General features: G+C 56.6%; 16 protein-coding genes and 2 pseudogenes. 6 read left to right on the forward strand and 12 right to left on the reverse strand.

The genetic code is table 11. The features are described 5' to 3' along the window. Window positions 1–8: 8 nt before the first annotated feature. From ACK8OE_RS17970 to ACK8OE_RS17980, 3 genes are read right to left on the reverse strand one after another with little or no spacing between them, the layout of a single operon-like run. Window positions 9–1,448, reverse strand: coding sequence for an MFS transporter (locus tag ACK8OE_RS17970; RefSeq protein ID WP_410273709.1), 1,440 nt, complete (start codon window positions 1,446–1,448; stop codon window positions 9–11). Then, the gene (locus ACK8OE_RS17975) at window positions 1,445–2,335 is read right to left on the reverse strand and encodes a sigma-70 family RNA polymerase sigma factor (protein WP_410273710.1); all 891 of its coding nucleotides are present in this window, start codon (window positions 2,333–2,335) and stop codon (window positions 1,445–1,447) included. Before ACK8OE_RS17975 ends, ACK8OE_RS17970 begins: the two co-directional genes overlap by 4 nt. A gap of 1 nt (window position 2,336) precedes the next feature. Further along, entirely contained in the window at window positions 2,337–2,837 is a 501-nt protein-coding gene (locus ACK8OE_RS17980; RefSeq protein WP_410273711.1) for a carboxymuconolactone decarboxylase family protein, read from the reverse strand. Between the two features lie 534 nt (window positions 2,838–3,371). Here ACK8OE_RS17980 and ACK8OE_RS17985 point away from each other — a divergent pair. Next, window positions 3,372–4,073, forward strand: a complete 702-nt coding sequence (locus ACK8OE_RS17985; RefSeq protein WP_410273712.1) for an IS6 family transposase — start codon at window positions 3,372–3,374, stop codon at window positions 4,071–4,073. Window positions 4,074–4,277: 204 nt separating this feature from the next. On the opposite strand, the gene ACK8OE_RS17990 is transcribed toward ACK8OE_RS17985, so the two are convergent. From ACK8OE_RS17990 to ACK8OE_RS18015, 6 genes are all read right to left on the reverse strand, one after another. Beyond that, window positions 4,278–4,943 carry a hypothetical protein gene (locus tag ACK8OE_RS17990; RefSeq protein WP_410273713.1) on the reverse strand — a complete coding sequence of 222 codons (666 nt, stop codon included), beginning with the start codon at window positions 4,941–4,943 and terminating at the stop codon, window positions 4,278–4,280. Window positions 4,944–4,946: 3 nt separating this feature from the next. After that, window positions 4,947–5,375, reverse strand: coding sequence for a recombinase family protein (locus tag ACK8OE_RS17995; protein ID WP_410273743.1), 429 nt, complete (start codon window positions 5,373–5,375; stop codon window positions 4,947–4,949). Further along, window positions 5,317–5,460 carry a hypothetical protein gene (locus ACK8OE_RS18000; protein WP_410273714.1) on the reverse strand — a complete coding sequence of 48 codons (144 nt, stop codon included), beginning with the start codon at window positions 5,458–5,460 and terminating at the stop codon, window positions 5,317–5,319. The genes ACK8OE_RS17995 and ACK8OE_RS18000 overlap by 59 nt, the downstream gene beginning before the upstream one ends. Window positions 5,461–6,426: 966 nt before the next feature. Continuing rightward, window positions 6,427–6,705, reverse strand: coding sequence for a DUF1778 domain-containing protein (locus ACK8OE_RS18005; RefSeq protein ID WP_409648420.1), 279 nt, complete (start codon window positions 6,703–6,705; stop codon window positions 6,427–6,429). Between the two features lie 130 nt (window positions 6,706–6,835). Beyond that, a complete protein-coding gene (locus ACK8OE_RS18010; RefSeq protein ID WP_410273715.1) occupies window positions 6,836–7,255 on the reverse strand; it encodes a type II toxin-antitoxin system VapC family toxin in 420 nt (139 codons plus the stop codon). Continuing rightward, window positions 7,252–7,497 carry a FitA-like ribbon-helix-helix domain-containing protein gene (locus tag ACK8OE_RS18015; RefSeq protein WP_410273716.1) on the reverse strand — a complete coding sequence of 82 codons (246 nt, stop codon included), beginning with the start codon at window positions 7,495–7,497 and terminating at the stop codon, window positions 7,252–7,254. The genes ACK8OE_RS18010 and ACK8OE_RS18015 overlap by 4 nt, the downstream gene beginning before the upstream one ends. Before the next feature lie 230 nt (window positions 7,498–7,727). Between ACK8OE_RS18015 and ACK8OE_RS18020 the strand changes: the two genes are divergently transcribed. The 4 genes and pseudogenes from ACK8OE_RS18020 to ACK8OE_RS18035 all read left to right on the forward strand — a co-directional run. Then, a complete protein-coding gene (locus ACK8OE_RS18020; protein ID WP_410273717.1) occupies window positions 7,728–8,315 on the forward strand; it encodes a recombinase family protein in 588 nt (195 codons plus the stop codon). A 182-nt stretch (window positions 8,316–8,497) separates the two neighbouring features. Then, window positions 8,498–10,657 carry a TonB-dependent receptor domain-containing protein gene (locus ACK8OE_RS18025; RefSeq protein ID WP_410273718.1) on the forward strand — a complete coding sequence of 720 codons (2,160 nt, stop codon included), beginning with the start codon at window positions 8,498–8,500 and terminating at the stop codon, window positions 10,655–10,657. Between the two features lie 148 nt (window positions 10,658–10,805). Continuing rightward, window positions 10,806–11,210 carry a DUF4158 domain-containing protein gene (locus tag ACK8OE_RS18030; RefSeq protein ID WP_410273719.1) on the forward strand — a complete coding sequence of 135 codons (405 nt, stop codon included), beginning with the start codon at window positions 10,806–10,808 and terminating at the stop codon, window positions 11,208–11,210. Beyond that, a pseudogene (locus ACK8OE_RS18035) lies at window positions 11,098–11,715 on the forward strand (Tn3 family transposase); the annotation flags it as partial. The gene ACK8OE_RS18030 and the pseudogene ACK8OE_RS18035, both read left to right, overlap by 113 nt. Window positions 11,716–12,181: 466 nt before the next feature. Here ACK8OE_RS18035 and ACK8OE_RS18040 read toward each other — a convergent pair. Then, complete coding sequence (locus ACK8OE_RS18040; RefSeq protein ID WP_410273720.1) at window positions 12,182–13,465, reverse strand: ISNCY family transposase; 1,284 nt, start codon at window positions 13,463–13,465, stop codon at window positions 12,182–12,184. Here ACK8OE_RS18040 and ACK8OE_RS18045 point away from each other — a divergent pair. Continuing rightward, window positions 13,461–13,661, forward strand: a pseudogene (locus ACK8OE_RS18045) (IS5/IS1182 family transposase); the annotation flags it as partial. The gene ACK8OE_RS18040 and the pseudogene ACK8OE_RS18045 overlap by 5 nt on opposite strands. Here ACK8OE_RS18045 and ACK8OE_RS18050 read toward each other — a convergent pair. Next, window positions 13,629–13,937 (reverse strand): hypothetical protein, encoded by a 309-nt coding sequence (locus ACK8OE_RS18050; RefSeq protein ID WP_410273746.1) that lies wholly within the window; start codon window positions 13,935–13,937, stop codon window positions 13,629–13,631. The pseudogene ACK8OE_RS18045 and the gene ACK8OE_RS18050 overlap by 33 nt on opposite strands. A 95-nt stretch (window positions 13,938–14,032) precedes the next feature. Then, entirely contained in the window at window positions 14,033–14,704 is a 672-nt protein-coding gene (locus tag ACK8OE_RS18055) for a group II intron maturase-specific domain-containing protein (RefSeq protein WP_410273744.1), read from the reverse strand. Window positions 14,705–14,803: the final 99 nt, after the last annotated feature.

Raw genomic sequence — 14,803 nt, forward strand, 5'->3', positions numbered from 1 at the left:
AGTGGACACTACCGATACCTCTCGCTTGCCTGCGTGAACGAGGCGCTATTCATGATGAGGAGGCAGAACGCCGGAGCCACCGCTACTGTGATGAAAAGCCATCGCGCCGCATTCGCCACATCTATGCCTCCAGACGACGTGCTCCCTCCGGCCAGATTGACGGCCAGGCCTGCCAGGGCAGCGCCGAAGGCCGTGGCACAGAGCTGCACCGTCATGATAGAGGACGCAGCGTTGTCGGCTTCGTCGGGCGGCGCCACACGGAGAACCATTGCGGATAGATGTGGATAAGCCAGGCCGACGCCGGCCCCGCCGACCACCAAAGCACCACAGATGAGAGTCAGCGGAAGCCAATCGCCGATCTGTCCCGCCCAGGGCAAGGCGGCCGCAAGAATGACCATAGCACCAACCGATAGAACCGGTCCCGCATGCACGGCAATAACGCGCCTCCTAGCTTGGAACCCCGAAGCAGATATTGCTGCCGCAGTCCAGCCAGCCGACATGACTGCTGCGATATAACCAGCCTGGAGCGGTGACCGTCCGTGGAGCTCCTGAAGGAAGAGCGGTAGGAAAATCTCCGTGCAGGTAACGGTTCCGGCCAGTAGCGCCGACGTCGAATAGAGACTTCCAAGAGCTGCCGGAAGCCTAAACGTATTTCGGGGGAGCAGCTTGCAATTTGAACGCCGCTCCACCAAGACAAGCAGGACAATCAGAACAAGGGCAGCAGCCATTCCAATGGCGATCGACGACAGGTCCTTTCCGACCCCGCCCCATGAAGCGGCGAAAACCGCAAGCGTCAAAAGCAGTAGCTGGGTGAGGGGCAATGGCTCTCCCGGGCTCCTGCCGGGCTCGCGCTGAGGCAACACGAACACTGCCGCCAGAACGACAAGCGCAGCAAAAGGCACTAGAACCAAGAAGGCGCCACGCCACAGACCGAGCTCGGCGAACACGCCGCCAACTGCGGGCCCCAGTAGCGTGGCAATACCCCACATGCTCGATAGGAGTGCGAGTGCACGCGGCCAAAGTTGCTCGACATAGACACGACGAACCATGGCATAGGCCAAGGCCAGCAAAATACCGCCGCCGAAACCCTGTACCAGCCTGCCGACAAGCATGATCGGCATGTCGTTCGCCATCGTGCAGACCAGGGTACCAATGATGAAGATGAGACCGGCTATGCCATAACCGCCCCGCGGCCCTACATGCGCGAGGACAGGAGAAGACAGCGCCGCACCAAGGATTGAGGCGACCACGAAAAGGGTCATGTTCCATGCATAATAGTCCATCCCACCGATCTCGCGCACCACGGATGGCAGGATCGTGGTCGAAATGTATAGATTGACGGCATGTAGGGCGACACCACCACTCAGCGCGATCGAGCGGATAAGATTGCCGCCAGAAAGCAACTCGCCCCACCCGGGCGATGTCGAGACTGTGTGCGTGTCCGTCATTGGATCATCCTTTCGACATCGGCGAGGCGACCGAGCTTGTCAGGGTTGCGCATAATGTAGATGCCCGAGAGGCTGCCGTGCCCGTCACAGGCCAAACTGATGGACGCAACGATGTTGGGGCCATCGAACACTATGGCACCACCTGTCCCGTTCATGTCGATGCGCTGCCATTTGTAACCGGCCCAAAACTGGTTGAGCGTTCCACCAACAAAGGCGAGGACGTCGGCCTTGCCCGATAGAGGATCTAAAAGCGCCAGCGCCTTGCCTCCCCCGTCGGTGCGAAGTTCAATGTCTTCTCGCATGAGGTTTGCAAGCCGCAGCGTGTTTCCAGTCGCGATTGCCTGCTGGAAAGCCTCCAGCAGTTCATCCTGGCGTTCCTTCGGAACGATAGAGCCAGGCGCCTCACGACCGATACGACTTCGGGCCCGAGAGACGAGTTTACGACAAGTCGTCTCGGTCACGTTCAAGGCCGCAGCAACATCTGCGTACGGCTGGTCGAATATTTCGCGCAGGAGATAGGCGGCCCTTTCCTTGGGTGCGAGCCGTTCCAGCATGAGCATGAAGGCGAGTGAGAGCGTAGATGACAGCTCCGCCGCACGCTCCGGTGTATCTTCAGTCATTGTCTGGATCGGCTCAGGAAGCCATGCACCGACATAGTCCACCCGCGACCGGCGCGCCGATTTCAGCATGTCGATGCAGCGGCGCGTACAGGTCGCAGTTAGCCAACCCACAGGGTTGGAAATGCTCCCGTGTTCGCAGCCCTGCCATTTCAGGTAGGTATCCTGAACCGCATCCTCCGCCTCGGCCAATGAACCGAGTATGCGGTAGGCCAAGCCAGTCAGAAACGGGCGGCGTTCTTCAAACAAATCTGTCGCGGGCCTGGCCATGTCAGTGCGTTGACACCTGAATGCGGTTCCAGAGGTTGATCATCGCAATAGTGGCGGTCAGCGCGCTGATCTCTGCATCGCTGAAGTGCTGACGCAGTTCGGCGCGCAGGGCGCCATAGTCTGTTTTGCGATCGAGTTGCGTGAGCGCTTCGGTCCAGCCCAGTGCCGCGCGTTCCTTCGCCGAAAAGTCGTTGACATGCTCCCACACCGCCAAGCGATCGAGCCGCTCATTGGTTTCTCCATCATCGCGTGCTTCCTTGGTGTGCATCTTCACGCAATAGGCACACGCGTTGATCTGGGAGGCGCGCAATTGCACCAGATGGTGCAACATCCTGTCGAGGTCATGCTCGTCGATCGCACCATGAACTTTCTCCAAGCTGGCGAAGACATTGGGTACATTTTTGTAGTAATCTACGGGATTGGTCGTCACTGCAGGCTCCACTTCTAAGGTTGCATCCACATGACGATCCAGCCAGTTGAGTTGTGACGTGTTTCCCTTCACAAAAAAATCAATAAGACCCGAGGGGCTTGTCTTTTGGGCTAGGGAACAGCTCTCGGATAGCCATCACAGCGGCAGGGTGGTAGACTGTTGAGTGTCTTTCATTAGAAAACACTCTGTATTTCCAATGGTTGTTAAGAACATCTTGGCTTTTGAACGCGTCGACTAGCAGGTCCATTCCCGCCTGCATCGCCCCACCCCCATCAGCAATACATAACCAAATGGCTGTAGATCGGCGTCCAAGCCGAGGCCTTCCAATCCAGCTTCAACCCTTTGATTTATAAAGGTCAACTCTCGACGCCCGGGGTCCCGATAAGCGCCGGACGAGGCCCAGCCATTTTACATGCCTCTATCAAGATCAATTGGTTACTGAAATCAACTGGGGTCCCACTTTGGACGCCGATCGACACCTTTCCCCACTGAATGTCCGCCGCTCTCCCATGATTGTCAAACGACGCCGCAACTGGGTTCTGTCGCAAAAATTTTACGGATTTGGGAGATTTTCGCGCCTTTGGTTTGTGAGGGTGGGTAAATGCCATGTTCAAAGGTCGCCATTTCGACCGTTCGGTCATTCTGCTATGCGTTCGCTGGTATCTGGCCTACGGCCTCAGCCTTCGAAACCTAGAAGAGATGATCCTCGAACGCGGCATCCGGCTCGATCATTCGACCATCCATCGTTGGGTGATGCACTTCACACCACAGCTCCTCGAGGCGTTCAATCACCGGAAACGAAGCGTCCTTGGCAAGTGGCATATGGATGAGACCTATATCAAGGTCCGTGGCGAATGGCTGTATCTTTATCGTGCTATCGACAAGGCCGGCGCCACGGTGGAATTTCACTTCAGCAAAACCCGGGATCTTTCTGCGGCCAAACGCTTTATGCGTAAGGCCTTGAGCCGACACGAAAGGCCCGCTCAGGTCACTATCGACGGATCTCAGACTAACCGAACGGCAATCCTGGAAGCCGACGTCGAAGCGAGGCTGAAGGTCACAGTGGCAGACATCGCCGAAGTCCCAACCAAGATCCGCAACAGCAAGTATATGAACAACCGTATCGAGCAGGATCATCGCCGGATCAAGCGCCGCGTCGGGCCCATGCTTGGCTTCAAATCGGCAAGCTGCGCCGACATCATCCTAAGCGGCATCGAGCTCGTGCATATGATCCGAAAGCGACAATTGGAGCTGATCGACAGCGGGACTATCACCTTAGCCTATCAGTTCGATAGCCTTGCGGCGTAATTCACAATGTCAATGAACAATGGCTAACACATGCCAAGGTTTGCGACAAAACCAGCTGTTGATGTTCGCTAAACATTCTTTGAGTTGGCCAAAATCGCATCGACGTTGTCATTGGGCCGACACGGCGCGCCAGATTAGGTTATTGAAATCCGGCATTAGCTAGGGCGCCATCGGTGCTGAGTGAGGCGTTCGGACGCATAGGCCTTACTCCGCTTCGAGTGGGGGCGCAAAAGTCAGGTCTACTCTGCCGGCATTTTTGGGAAGCTCAGAACGCGTTACAGTGATTTCCGGATAGCCAGTAGCCCGCCGCGAAAAAGTGCGGCCATTTGTCTTTCTCTTAGGGCGCAGATCCCAGATCTCCTCGTTCATCTTTTCCTGCATCAAGCAGTAACGGACTAGACCTTCGATAACGTCAGCATGAGCCGCTGCCGCCGAAAACGTCGTGAAGTTGCGGGAACATGTCAGTTCTGCATCGTCTTCAAAGGCTTCAATTGTGCAAGTATCAAGGCCTGGAACGCTAAAAGTGCTTGTATACCACAACTCGCTTTTATCTTGGGCGCCGCGGAGAGCTGTGAAGCCAGTAGCGCTATGTAGCGACGCCGATTTCACCGCCTCGCAGACGGTCTGTGCATTGGCCGGTCCAGCGACACACGCAGCCAGGATACAAAAGGTGCCAATCTTCACCACGGCCTCCACAGCGTAGGATTTCTGCCACGAATGTGCCATGACAAACACGCTTGTCCAGCCACTTTCTCCACTTGCGCGCACACAATCAGGGACTATTAGGACATGACCCTGCTGCCAATCCATGCCGTCGATCAGCATCGCCAACTGGGCCGAGGTCAGCGTTGCGCCAACGCCTTCCTGCACCGGTCATGGGAAGAGCCCTCGCTCCACCAGCCGTTCAGATCGGCAGCCACCGTCAGGACGCAGCCATCCCGCGAGCTGATGTCGACCGTCAAAGGGCGTGGCCTCAAACTGCGGCAGCTTGGTTGAGGTGAGGGAGTGAGTGCAACATGAACGCGGAACAATCTGGCCAAGTCGGCGGCGGAGCGTCCGGCATTCAGCATGTCCAATATTTCTCGCTGCTGAGTGGGAGAGAGCTTGGGCGGCTGGAATCCGCCAGCCCTTGGCACGTGCGGCTTCTTGGCCCTCGACTGTTCGAGCACGAAGCTGCATGCGTTCAAAGTAACGAATGGATAGCACCATTCGCATCAGCGCACGGCCAGAATTTCCAGATGTGTCAATGCTTTCTGTTAGAGACCGGAAGTAAGCACCGCTTTTGTCGATCGTGTCGAGAATTCCAAAAAAGATTGGAAAGTGAGCTCGCTAATCGATCCAATGCCGATACGACAACGCCATCTTCAGGGCGCAGTTCGTCGAGCACTCGCTTGAGTTCCGTGCGGTTCCACCGGCCGCTAGTCAGTGTAGATGGGCGTCAAAAGTGGGACCACAATAACTTCAATAATTATCTGACTTCGAATGATTTATTTGGAATGACCGGATCCCGATCGGTGCCGATAGGGACCCGGTCATTCCAGAGTTTACTGTTGCAAATCAGGCGGGTAAAACAGGATGAGGACGTCCCGGGGTGGACGCCGATCCACAATCTGAAGTGGTTCAAGGCGAATATGGCTGGAGAGAAACCCTTCTACGGCATCGTGCTTTATTCCGGCGAGTATAGCGTATCTTTCGGCGAAGGCCTATGGGCCGTCCCGACAAGCGCGCTTTGGTGCGCACAATAAAAATGCTGGGAAATAAATTTTAAGTTGGGACAAGTGCGGGGAGGGGTGGACCCGCGATATTCAACATAGTCCTCAACTCGGGGCTTATAAGAAACCTCTATCTTGAAAGCTAGGGGAAAAGGTGGCCAATGGCATTACTAACGTCAGGGGGAGATTTTTGAGCGGTTCGGCTCCGTATGCAGCATACCAACTCGCAGCACGCACGTTTTTTGCGTCTATGATGAGCAACGTTCCCCCAACCTGTTCTGAAGTTCGTAAGCATCTAAGGGCTGCGGCCGCTAGTAGCTGCCCACCCAGCCCTAACCCTGCGACGGAGAGGTCCGTCGCTATCCGTGCCAACTTGAAGCCCGCGATCTCGTGCCTCGCCAATCCTTTTGCGAGATGTGCGGGAACCTGATCGTGCGATACTGCGGACGGCGTTACCGTGTAGAAGCCAAGAATCCGTTGTGATTTAGCGTTCTCGATAGCGCAAAAGGTTTTCGACGCGTTTTGCTCATGACTCTGCCGAGCAAATCGCTGCAGAAATTCGTTCATCTGGGTGTCGCCACAGTTGAATGATTTTCGATCATGCGACTTGGCAATTGGTGCTTCGTGCCAGTCCGGGAGGATCATAGTGCGGACGGCAAAGCTGCAATAGCGGCCCGCAGTTTTGCATTTGGCTTAGGCGGGTTTTCGAGCAGCTCAAGAACCCGAGCGAAGTCCCGCCTAGAAAGGACGACGGCTTCAGCGGCTTCAATCACTGAATCTGCTTCTTTCAACGCTGTCTGCATGATGAAGTTGGTGAGGTCCGTATTTTGAATCGCCGCGGCCCGGATCAGCTTGGCTTTTGCTTCTGGCGACACCCTCAAGTGCATTCGCTTATTGTCATCAATGGCTACGCTTGGCATCGGAAGCTCCACACAAAGGCATTTTAACTCATTGTATATGTAGGCGGGAAAATGTCAAATTGTACGCCATGAATGCGCACGACGCATAATAAACATTATGAGAAATTTAGGCCACTATTCTGAAAGGCTGTCAAATCGGCCATGGATTGATAATTTCAACTCCAATGCACTCAAAATCCTTTGCATTTCGAGTGGCAATTGCGGCTCCATGCGCAAGTGCTATCGCCGAGATCTGAGCGTCAAACTGGCTAATGGGGCGACCGATCCGATCCCTAGCGCTGACAATTGCAGCATATGTTACTGCTGCTCCACTATCGAATGCTAGGATGCGGCCAGCGAAGTCCTCAGTGAATATTCCCTCAATCGCTATTGTCAGAGCCTGTCGTCGTCGACCGTCTTCGAGCCGAGCGATACCATATCTGATTTCCGCCTCGCTGACTGCGGTAGTAAAAAATTGACCTCTGGGGCGAGCCTCAATCCAGGCCACCACGCCTTGATCTGGTGTTGGGCGTAAAAGCTCCGAAATCACATTTGTGTCTAAGATTATCATAGAAAATCGGGCGCTGGTCGAATGGCATCTCTAGGCGGAATGTTCAACTCCACCCCCTCACTGATTGCCAACCGCGCGCGAATTGCACTGGCGAGGCTAGGAGACTTAGGAGTGGATACCGATAAGGCGACGCGCAGAATATCACGCGCTTCGTCTTCCATAGATCGGTTGTGTTCCGCAGCCCGAATTCTTAAGCGAGCCTTTAGTCCATCATCGAGATTTCGAATAGTCATGCTGGCCATGCCGACACCTCCATCAATGCTGGGATATTAATCATTGATATCAAACGCGTCAACCTTCGGTCTGCATGTGAGCGTCGATGGACTGCGCAGATTAAAGGTTGCGGGAAATATAATAAACTATATCAGTATGTTACGAGATTTTTCCTAAAAAGTCATGGGCGGACGTCCGAACTATTGGCCGGGTGCGGAACCCTGTTGCGCAATGAGCAGGTTATGCAACAGGGTTGTGCATGTTGATAGGTTACGCACGCGTCTTTAAATCCGAGGTCCAGGACGCTGTCGAGCAGATCGACGCCCTGAACGCCGCCGGGTGTGAAAAAATCTTCAATGAAACCTCGACCGGTGGCCGTTGGGACCGCCCGCAGCTCAAGCAGATGTTCGTCGAACTGCGCCCTGAAGACGTCGTTGTCGTCACGGCGCTGGATCGGATCGCGAGTTCACTCGGAGATCTGTTTGGTATTCTCGACAAAATCGACAACTGCGGGGCTTACTTCCGGTCACTGAAAGAAGGTACTGACACATCGGGGGATTCTGGTCGTAAGCTGATGCAAATGGTGCAGTCCATTGGCAACTTTGAACGCGCAAAGCTTCGCAGTCGAACAGCCGAGGGCCAAGAAGCCGCACGCGCCAGGGGCAATGGCGGAGGCCAGCCATCTAAGCTCTCCCCCGCCCAGCAGCAAGAGATTTTGGACATGCTGAATGCCGGACGCTCGGCCGCCGACCTGGCTCGTTTGTTCCGCGTTCACAGAGCAACCATCAGCCGACTGGCCGCAAAAGCCCGACGCCGCAACAGCGTGGAACGCATCAATGTTCACTAACCGTTCTTCGAGCTGGCCAAAATCACACCGACGTTGTCATTAGGCCAAAATCAAATGCAGCGCCGATGCAATCCTTTGCATGTTCTATATTCACCACACAATGAGAATTACTATCATTATAACTTGCAAGGCATAAATTTATGTGATTGAGAGGCACTCGCATTTTTTATCGGAGGGCTTTGATGATTCAGCTTCGCGCGCGCCGGAACCGGACGCTTCTACTCACCTCGACCATTCTGCTGGCCAGCGCAGCCACCGTCGCCTCGGCCGATCAGGCCGTTCCCGGCGCCGGTGAAGAGGTGACCGAAGTCGTCGTCACCGCTTCCGGCTTCCGTCAGAAGGTTGAGCAGGCCCCGGCCTCGATCAGCGTCTTGTCGCGCGAGCAGTTGGAGAGCGAGCGTCACCAGAGCCTCGCCGAAGCGCTGGCCAATGTCGAAGGCGTCGATGTCGGCGCAACGGCGGGCAAGACCGGCGGTCTGAACATCTCGATCCGCGGCATGGGCAGCGACTACACGCTGGTGCTGGTCGATGGCCGCCGTCAGAACGCCGCCGGTTCGGTGACGCCGAACGGTTTCGGTGAAACGGCCTCCAGCTTCATCCCGCCGATGTCGGCCATCGAGCGCATCGAAGTCGTGCGCGGTCCGGTGTCGACCCTTTACGGCTCGGACGCCATGGGCGGCGTCATCAACATCATCACCCGCAAGGTCGGCACCGAATGGAGCGGCTCGGTTTCGGCCAACGCCACGGTTCAGGAAGACGACAGCTTCGGCAATATCTATGGCGGCAACATCTACGCCAACGGGCCGCTGGTGAAGGACCTGCTGGGTCTGGCCCTGCGCGGCAGCTATCAGACGCGCGAAGAATCGTCGCTGAGCTATGAAAACGCCACGGGCGGCACCACGGTCGTTTCGACGCGTGGCCCCTCGCCCGTCGAAAACGAAATCTGGGCTCTGGGCGCGCGTCTGAGCTTCACGCCGTCGGAAAACCACGACCTCTATCTCGACTACAGCATCAATAAGCAGTGGTACGACAACTCCAAGGCACAACTCGGCACCATTGGCACGCAAGGCTACGCCACCGAGCAGAAGTTCAATAACGAAGAACTCGTGCTGGCCCACAACTGGCGTCTGGGCTTCGGCGAACTGCAATCGACCCTGTCGCGCGGCGAGCGTGAAACCATCGGCCGCATCCTGCCCTCGGACGTTCCGGGCGGCGGCAAGGCGGGCGATCCGCGCACGTTGAAGGCCACCAACACCATTTTCGACACCAAGTTCTTCTCGCAGTGGCGCAACCACACCTTCACCGTCGGCGGCCAGTACTGGGACGCCGAAATGGTCGATGGCGTGGCCCCGGCTCCGTACGAGCACCAGCAATGGGCGCTGTTCGCCGAAGACGAATGGCGTTTCATCGACAATCTGGCCCTGACGCTGGGTGCGCGCTTCGACGACCACAGCGTCTTCGGTCAACACACCTCGCCGCGCGCCTATCTGGTGTGGAACGCCACGCCGAACTGGACGCTGAAAGGCGGCGTCAGCCAGGGCTTCAAGACCCCGCGTCTGGAGCAGATCACCCCCGGCATCACCGGCTTCACCGGTCAGGGCACCCGCCCGACCATCGGCACGCCGACGCTCAAGCCGGAAACCTCGACCTCGACCGAATTCGCGGTCTTCTACGACAATCGCCGCGACTTCCGCGCCAATGTGACCCTGTTCTTCAACCAGTTCGAAGACAAGATCGCCACGGGCGCGCCGCTGCTGAACTGTTCGTTCGCCACCTCGCCTAACCGTCCGGGCTGCGTCAATTACGGTAGCTGGCCGCTGGTCGATACCTTTGCACAGTCGATCAATGTCGATGAGGCCGAAACGCGCGGTATCGAAGGCGCCTTCCGTTACCTTCTGGGCGACGGCTGGTCGCTGAGCGGCAACTACACCTACACGGACACGGAGCAGACTTCGGGCGCCAAACTGGGCCGTCCGCTGAACGACACGCCGGCGCACATGGTCAACGGTTCGGTGCGTTACCAGCATTCGGACGCGCTGAACCTGTGGCTGCGTGGGGAATACCGCTCGTCGCGCTACCGTTCGGAAGATACGGCCACCAGTCGCGCCAAGGCCACCTATGGCGACTATAAGGCCTATGGCGTGTTCCATCTCGGTGGCTCGTACAAGGTCAACGAGAAGGTCTCGATCAATGCCGCCGTGTACAACCTGTTCGACAAGGACTTTGTCGAATACGGGCCGTACGTCAGCAACACCGCGACGAACGCGGTGTCTTACACGAACATCTATTCCAACAATCAGGAGCCGCGTCGCCTTTGGCTGTCGGTGACGACGGAGTTCTAGGCTCCCGAACATATGGGCCCAATGACAACGTCGCTGGGATTTTGGCCAACTCGAAGAACTTTTAGCGAACAAATCTGTTGCTGTTGACGGTTGCACAATATGGGCGCAGTGTATCGTCAGAATTGATCCTGGTCCTCCGGAGGCGTCTATGTCATCTGCGTGGAATTTGTCGCTTGAAGAGTTGGAGTTGGTAAGGGCGAAGCCAGCCGTACAGAGACTGGGATTTGCCATCCAACTCAGAATGTATCGCCAGCATGGCCGATTCTTCGAGACGGCGCGAGAGGACCCGGTCGAAACCATAGAGATCCTTGCAGCCGTTCTTGGTAGACCAATAACTGATGTTCTGGGCTATGACTGGGAGGGCAGGAGCGGCCGCCGCCATCGCGATGAGATTCTGAAATTGGCGGATACGCCGCGGTTGTCACCAGAGGCACGCGAGGCTTTCCCGGCAGCGGTTGTACCTACCGGACGTGGCTTACAAGGATACGCTCGGTACCCTGACGCCCATACTGACCCGCGCGATCGATTGGGACCTGATCCGCCAGCAGTATGACGAGATCGTCAAATATACCGCAGCCCTGCGCCATCGCACGGCCGAGCCTGAGGCCCTGTTGCGCCGTTTTACGCGTGCCAATGTTCAGCACCCGACATACCGTGCGCTGGCTGAACTCGGAAAGGCCATCAAGACGATCTTCCTGTGTCGCTATCTTGCGGAAGAGCCATACCGGCGCGAGATCAATGGCGGCCTCAACGTGGTCGAGAACTGGAATAGCGCTAACGGCTTCATCTATTTCGGGAAGGGGGGCGAGATCAGCTCCAACCGCATGGAAGATCAGGAGCTGTCCGTTTTGGCGCTACAGTTGCTCCAGAACAGCTTGGTGTACGTGAACACCCTGATGCTGCAAAAGGTGCTACAGGAACCGGCTTGGTCACGTCGCATGACCGAGGAAGACTGGCGGGGTCTGACGCCGCTGATTTACCTTCACGTGAACCCATATGGCCAGTTCGAACTCGACCTGGAGCAGCGCATCGATTTTGACCGGAGGCTTGCCGCATGACGCATAAAACACCAACAAACTTGCCTGACCGCAGGTCGTGCGGCGGCGCATTGGCGCCCATCGGGAACGGCTCGCTGAAATTTCTAGGCCGGATAGAAATGTCGCGGATTGTGCCAGATAGAAATGTCAGTCGGGCGAGGGCGGCGCGCAGCTTCTCAAGCCAGCGCAGCGCCGACCTGCCCGTTTAACTCATGGCGATATTCGTGTACTGTCGCCTGGCTTTCAGTAGCAAGTGAGGCGCTTATGACTCAATCCGCGGTGATGTGGGAACGAGATGGAGTAGATCCGGGCTGGTTCATCGCTCCAGGTATTGGCTCGATAAGAAGCAGCCAAAGCTATTTGCCTGGAGGCTGGTCGTTTTTACCGGAATGGTTGCCCGATTCAGTAGAGCATAACATTGGGCCGTTTCACACCAAGATGGCCGCTATACAGGCCGCGGAGCAACTTGCTATTGGACTTCCGCCGCTTAGCCGATGTTGAACATGTGGCCCGATTGGTCTCGGCGCTTGGGGCCTTTGCGGGTTCGGTAAGTTGTCGGGTTCGCTTCCTGGCTCTGTTTGATTAGGTCGAGAAGGGCTCCCAGACGTTTGTTTTCAACGACCGAAGTTTGTTTGACCTGACGTATTTTATCGAAGGTTCGATAGGGTAGGTCCTGGCCTTCGTAGCGTATTACCAGTCGCCCATCAGGATAGTCGTAGACGGTGACCCGCTTGCCGATGGCCGATTGAGCCGCTTCTGTAGGCTCCAGGATGAAAAGCACTTTCTCGTATTGCAGGGTCAGCGCCTGAGATAGCGTGCGCTCCACACGCCAGGTGAAGATGTCGTCGAGATTATCGCGGTCGGTCATGGCTCGGTGCAGGTCCTTTGGGTTGGCGGGAAGCTTGGCAAAGCGGGCGTTGTAGTCAGCGACGAAACCAGGAAGAAACGCATTGCCGTCGGCCATTGAACTGACGCCAGCGAGCCTCAACTCCTTGACCAGACGGTCTTGCAGCGTCTTGTTGGCGCGCTCGACACGGCCCTTGGCTTGACTCGAGTTGGCGCAAATAATCTCAATGTTCAGATCGCTTAGAGCGCGGCCAAACTGCGTCAGGCCGTCGGTATTGGCGCCGCCTGGCTTGTTGACGCGGAACACGGCGTGCTTGTCACTGTAGAACGCGATCGGTTTGCCGAAGGTCTCCAAATATGTGCGGGTCGCCTTGTAATAAGCGAAGGTCGATTCCGTCTGAACGAACTGCAGATGTATCAGCCGGCTGGTGGCGTCGTCGATAAAGACGAGTAGGGTGCACTTAGGCCCGCGGGCCTCGAACCAGCGGTGATCCGAGCCATCGATCTGGATCAGTTCGCCTACGCAGTCACGACGATACCGTGGCTGATGCACACGTCCACGACGCTTCTTACGCGTCTGCCAAAGGCCATCCTCGATCATCCAGGCCCGCAACGTCTCACGCGACACGCTCAGATCGTGCAGTTCATGTAACTTCTCAGCTGCGAATGTCGGCCCAAAATCTGCATAGTTGGACCTGACAACAGCCATGACAGCCACCCGTACATCGTGTGGCGTCTTGCGATTGCTGGGCTGGCCGCGCTTCAGTGAAATCAAACCGCCAGCGCCTTGCAGTCTGTAACGCTTCAACAATCGCCAAACCTGTCGCTCGCTTATTCCAAGCACGACAGCCGCGGCACGCGCCGGCATCCGATCAAGATCGACGTCGCGTATGATCTCCAGCTTGTCTAGCTCTAAGTCGCTCATCGGCCATCTCAAAGCCGGCCATCGCATGGGCCGAAACTACCTCGCACACCGCAGAGGCGACGCCATCAACGCCGTCCTCGCCGCTGCCGGATACAACTTCACCCTGCTCATCAAGTGGATCAGGCTTTTCTTCGCCTTCGTACTCCCAACCTTCATCTCATCGTTAAGGCGCAAACCAACCCTCCACGCCGCCTAAATCCGGTTCTTCACGGACGACTACTTTGAATCTGTCTCCCTCTACGGCCTCCGCCAGTTTCTGACCTTGACTCCCGATTATATCGTCCAACCTAATTTTGCCGTCGGGACGGGATAGCAAACGCTTTGCACTGGCTGCAACGAGCTCAACACTTGTCGGGTTAACGGTTTGAGTGCGCTCCATCGCATCGATGGCGTCTCGGAGCTTTGAGAAAAATTCATCAGCGCCTGATACAGGAATGACGGTTCCTCGGCGATGAGAGATTAATTCAAACATATTGATGTTATATGATAAGGTGAGTAGGCCGCTGGGATTGCGCCCACGGCCTCTCGCAGAACCGGACGTGATACTCTCGCATCATCCGGCTCCCATCAGGCAAACGCGTAGGCCCCGACAGCTGTTCGGTGCCCGTGTACGAACATGCGATGGTTTCTGCTGGCAATGAGGGTCAGCAGTCGGCTCACCTTTATTTTGCGCCGCGTGTAGCGCTTGTATTTGCGCATGATCCACGCCATGAGCTGGGCGTTGATCCAGCGCCAGAACCTGTCCATGGTTGACGGAGTGTATCGTCCGTAATAGTTCAACCATCCTGTTAGGAGCGGGTTGAGGTGCCGGGCGATGTCCGCCAGTTCGTGTTGGGTTCGGCGCAGGACGCCGAGGTCATGTACAGCTTGCCGCATGGATTTGAGCGCCGTCGTGCTCACTCGGGGCAGGAACGCCACAAACACTTTGTTTTGCTTGGGGTTTATCGCCAGTGTGGGGCGGAACGTATAGCCAAGGAAGTTGAACTTCTTGTTGGCGTAATCTTCCTTGCGGTTGCTGTCCTTGCAATAAGCGATCTTGATCTTGTCGGGGTGCATTTCTAGCCGACATTCCGCCAGCCGGACCTGGAACGCCGCCTTCAGGGCAGGCGCCTCGGCCTCAGTGTGGCAGTGTATCAGACCGTCATCTGCATACCGGCACCACGGCAGGTGAGGGTGCTCCCGCGTCATCCATACGTCGAACGCGTAGTGCAGAAAGAGATTTGCCAGGACCGGGCTGATGACCCCGCCTTAAGGGGTGCCGCGTGTCCGTTGGACAAGCGTACCATCCTCAAGCTGCATCGGCGCCGTCAGCCAGCGCTCAATGTAGAGCAAAGCCCA

It is taken from the genome of Asticcacaulis sp. W401b (genome assembly GCF_046503825.1).
Lineage (GTDB): Bacteria > Pseudomonadota > Alphaproteobacteria > Caulobacterales > Caulobacteraceae > Asticcacaulis.

Coding starts and splice junctions, on each gene's coding strand:
- ACK8OE_RS17970 (WP_410273709.1), bottom strand. CDS start 1,448: ATGACGGACACGCACACAGTCTCGACATCGCCCGGGTGGGGCGAGTTG.
- ACK8OE_RS17975 (WP_410273710.1), bottom strand. CDS start 2,335: ATGGCCAGGCCCGCGACAGATTTGTTTGAAGAACGCCGCCCGTTTCTG.
- ACK8OE_RS17985 (WP_410273712.1), top strand. CDS start 3,372: ATGTTCAAAGGTCGCCATTTCGACCGTTCGGTCATTCTGCTATGCGTT.
- ACK8OE_RS18005 (WP_409648420.1), bottom strand. CDS start 6,705: ATGCCAAGCGTAGCCATTGATGACAATAAGCGAATGCACTTGAGGGTG.
- ACK8OE_RS18010 (WP_410273715.1), bottom strand. CDS start 7,255: ATGATAATCTTAGACACAAATGTGATTTCGGAGCTTTTACGCCCAACA.
- ACK8OE_RS18015 (WP_410273716.1), bottom strand. CDS start 7,497: ATGGCCAGCATGACTATTCGAAATCTCGATGATGGACTAAAGGCTCGC.
- ACK8OE_RS18020 (WP_410273717.1), top strand. CDS start 7,728: ATGTTGATAGGTTACGCACGCGTCTTTAAATCCGAGGTCCAGGACGCT.
- ACK8OE_RS18025 (WP_410273718.1), top strand. CDS start 8,498: ATGATTCAGCTTCGCGCGCGCCGGAACCGGACGCTTCTACTCACCTCG.
- ACK8OE_RS18030 (WP_410273719.1), top strand. CDS start 10,806: ATGTCATCTGCGTGGAATTTGTCGCTTGAAGAGTTGGAGTTGGTAAGG.
- ACK8OE_RS18040 (WP_410273720.1), bottom strand. CDS start 13,465: ATGAGCGACTTAGAGCTAGACAAGCTGGAGATCATACGCGACGTCGAT.
- ACK8OE_RS18050 (WP_410273746.1), bottom strand. CDS start 13,937: ATGTTTGAATTAATCTCTCATCGCCGAGGAACCGTCATTCCTGTATCA.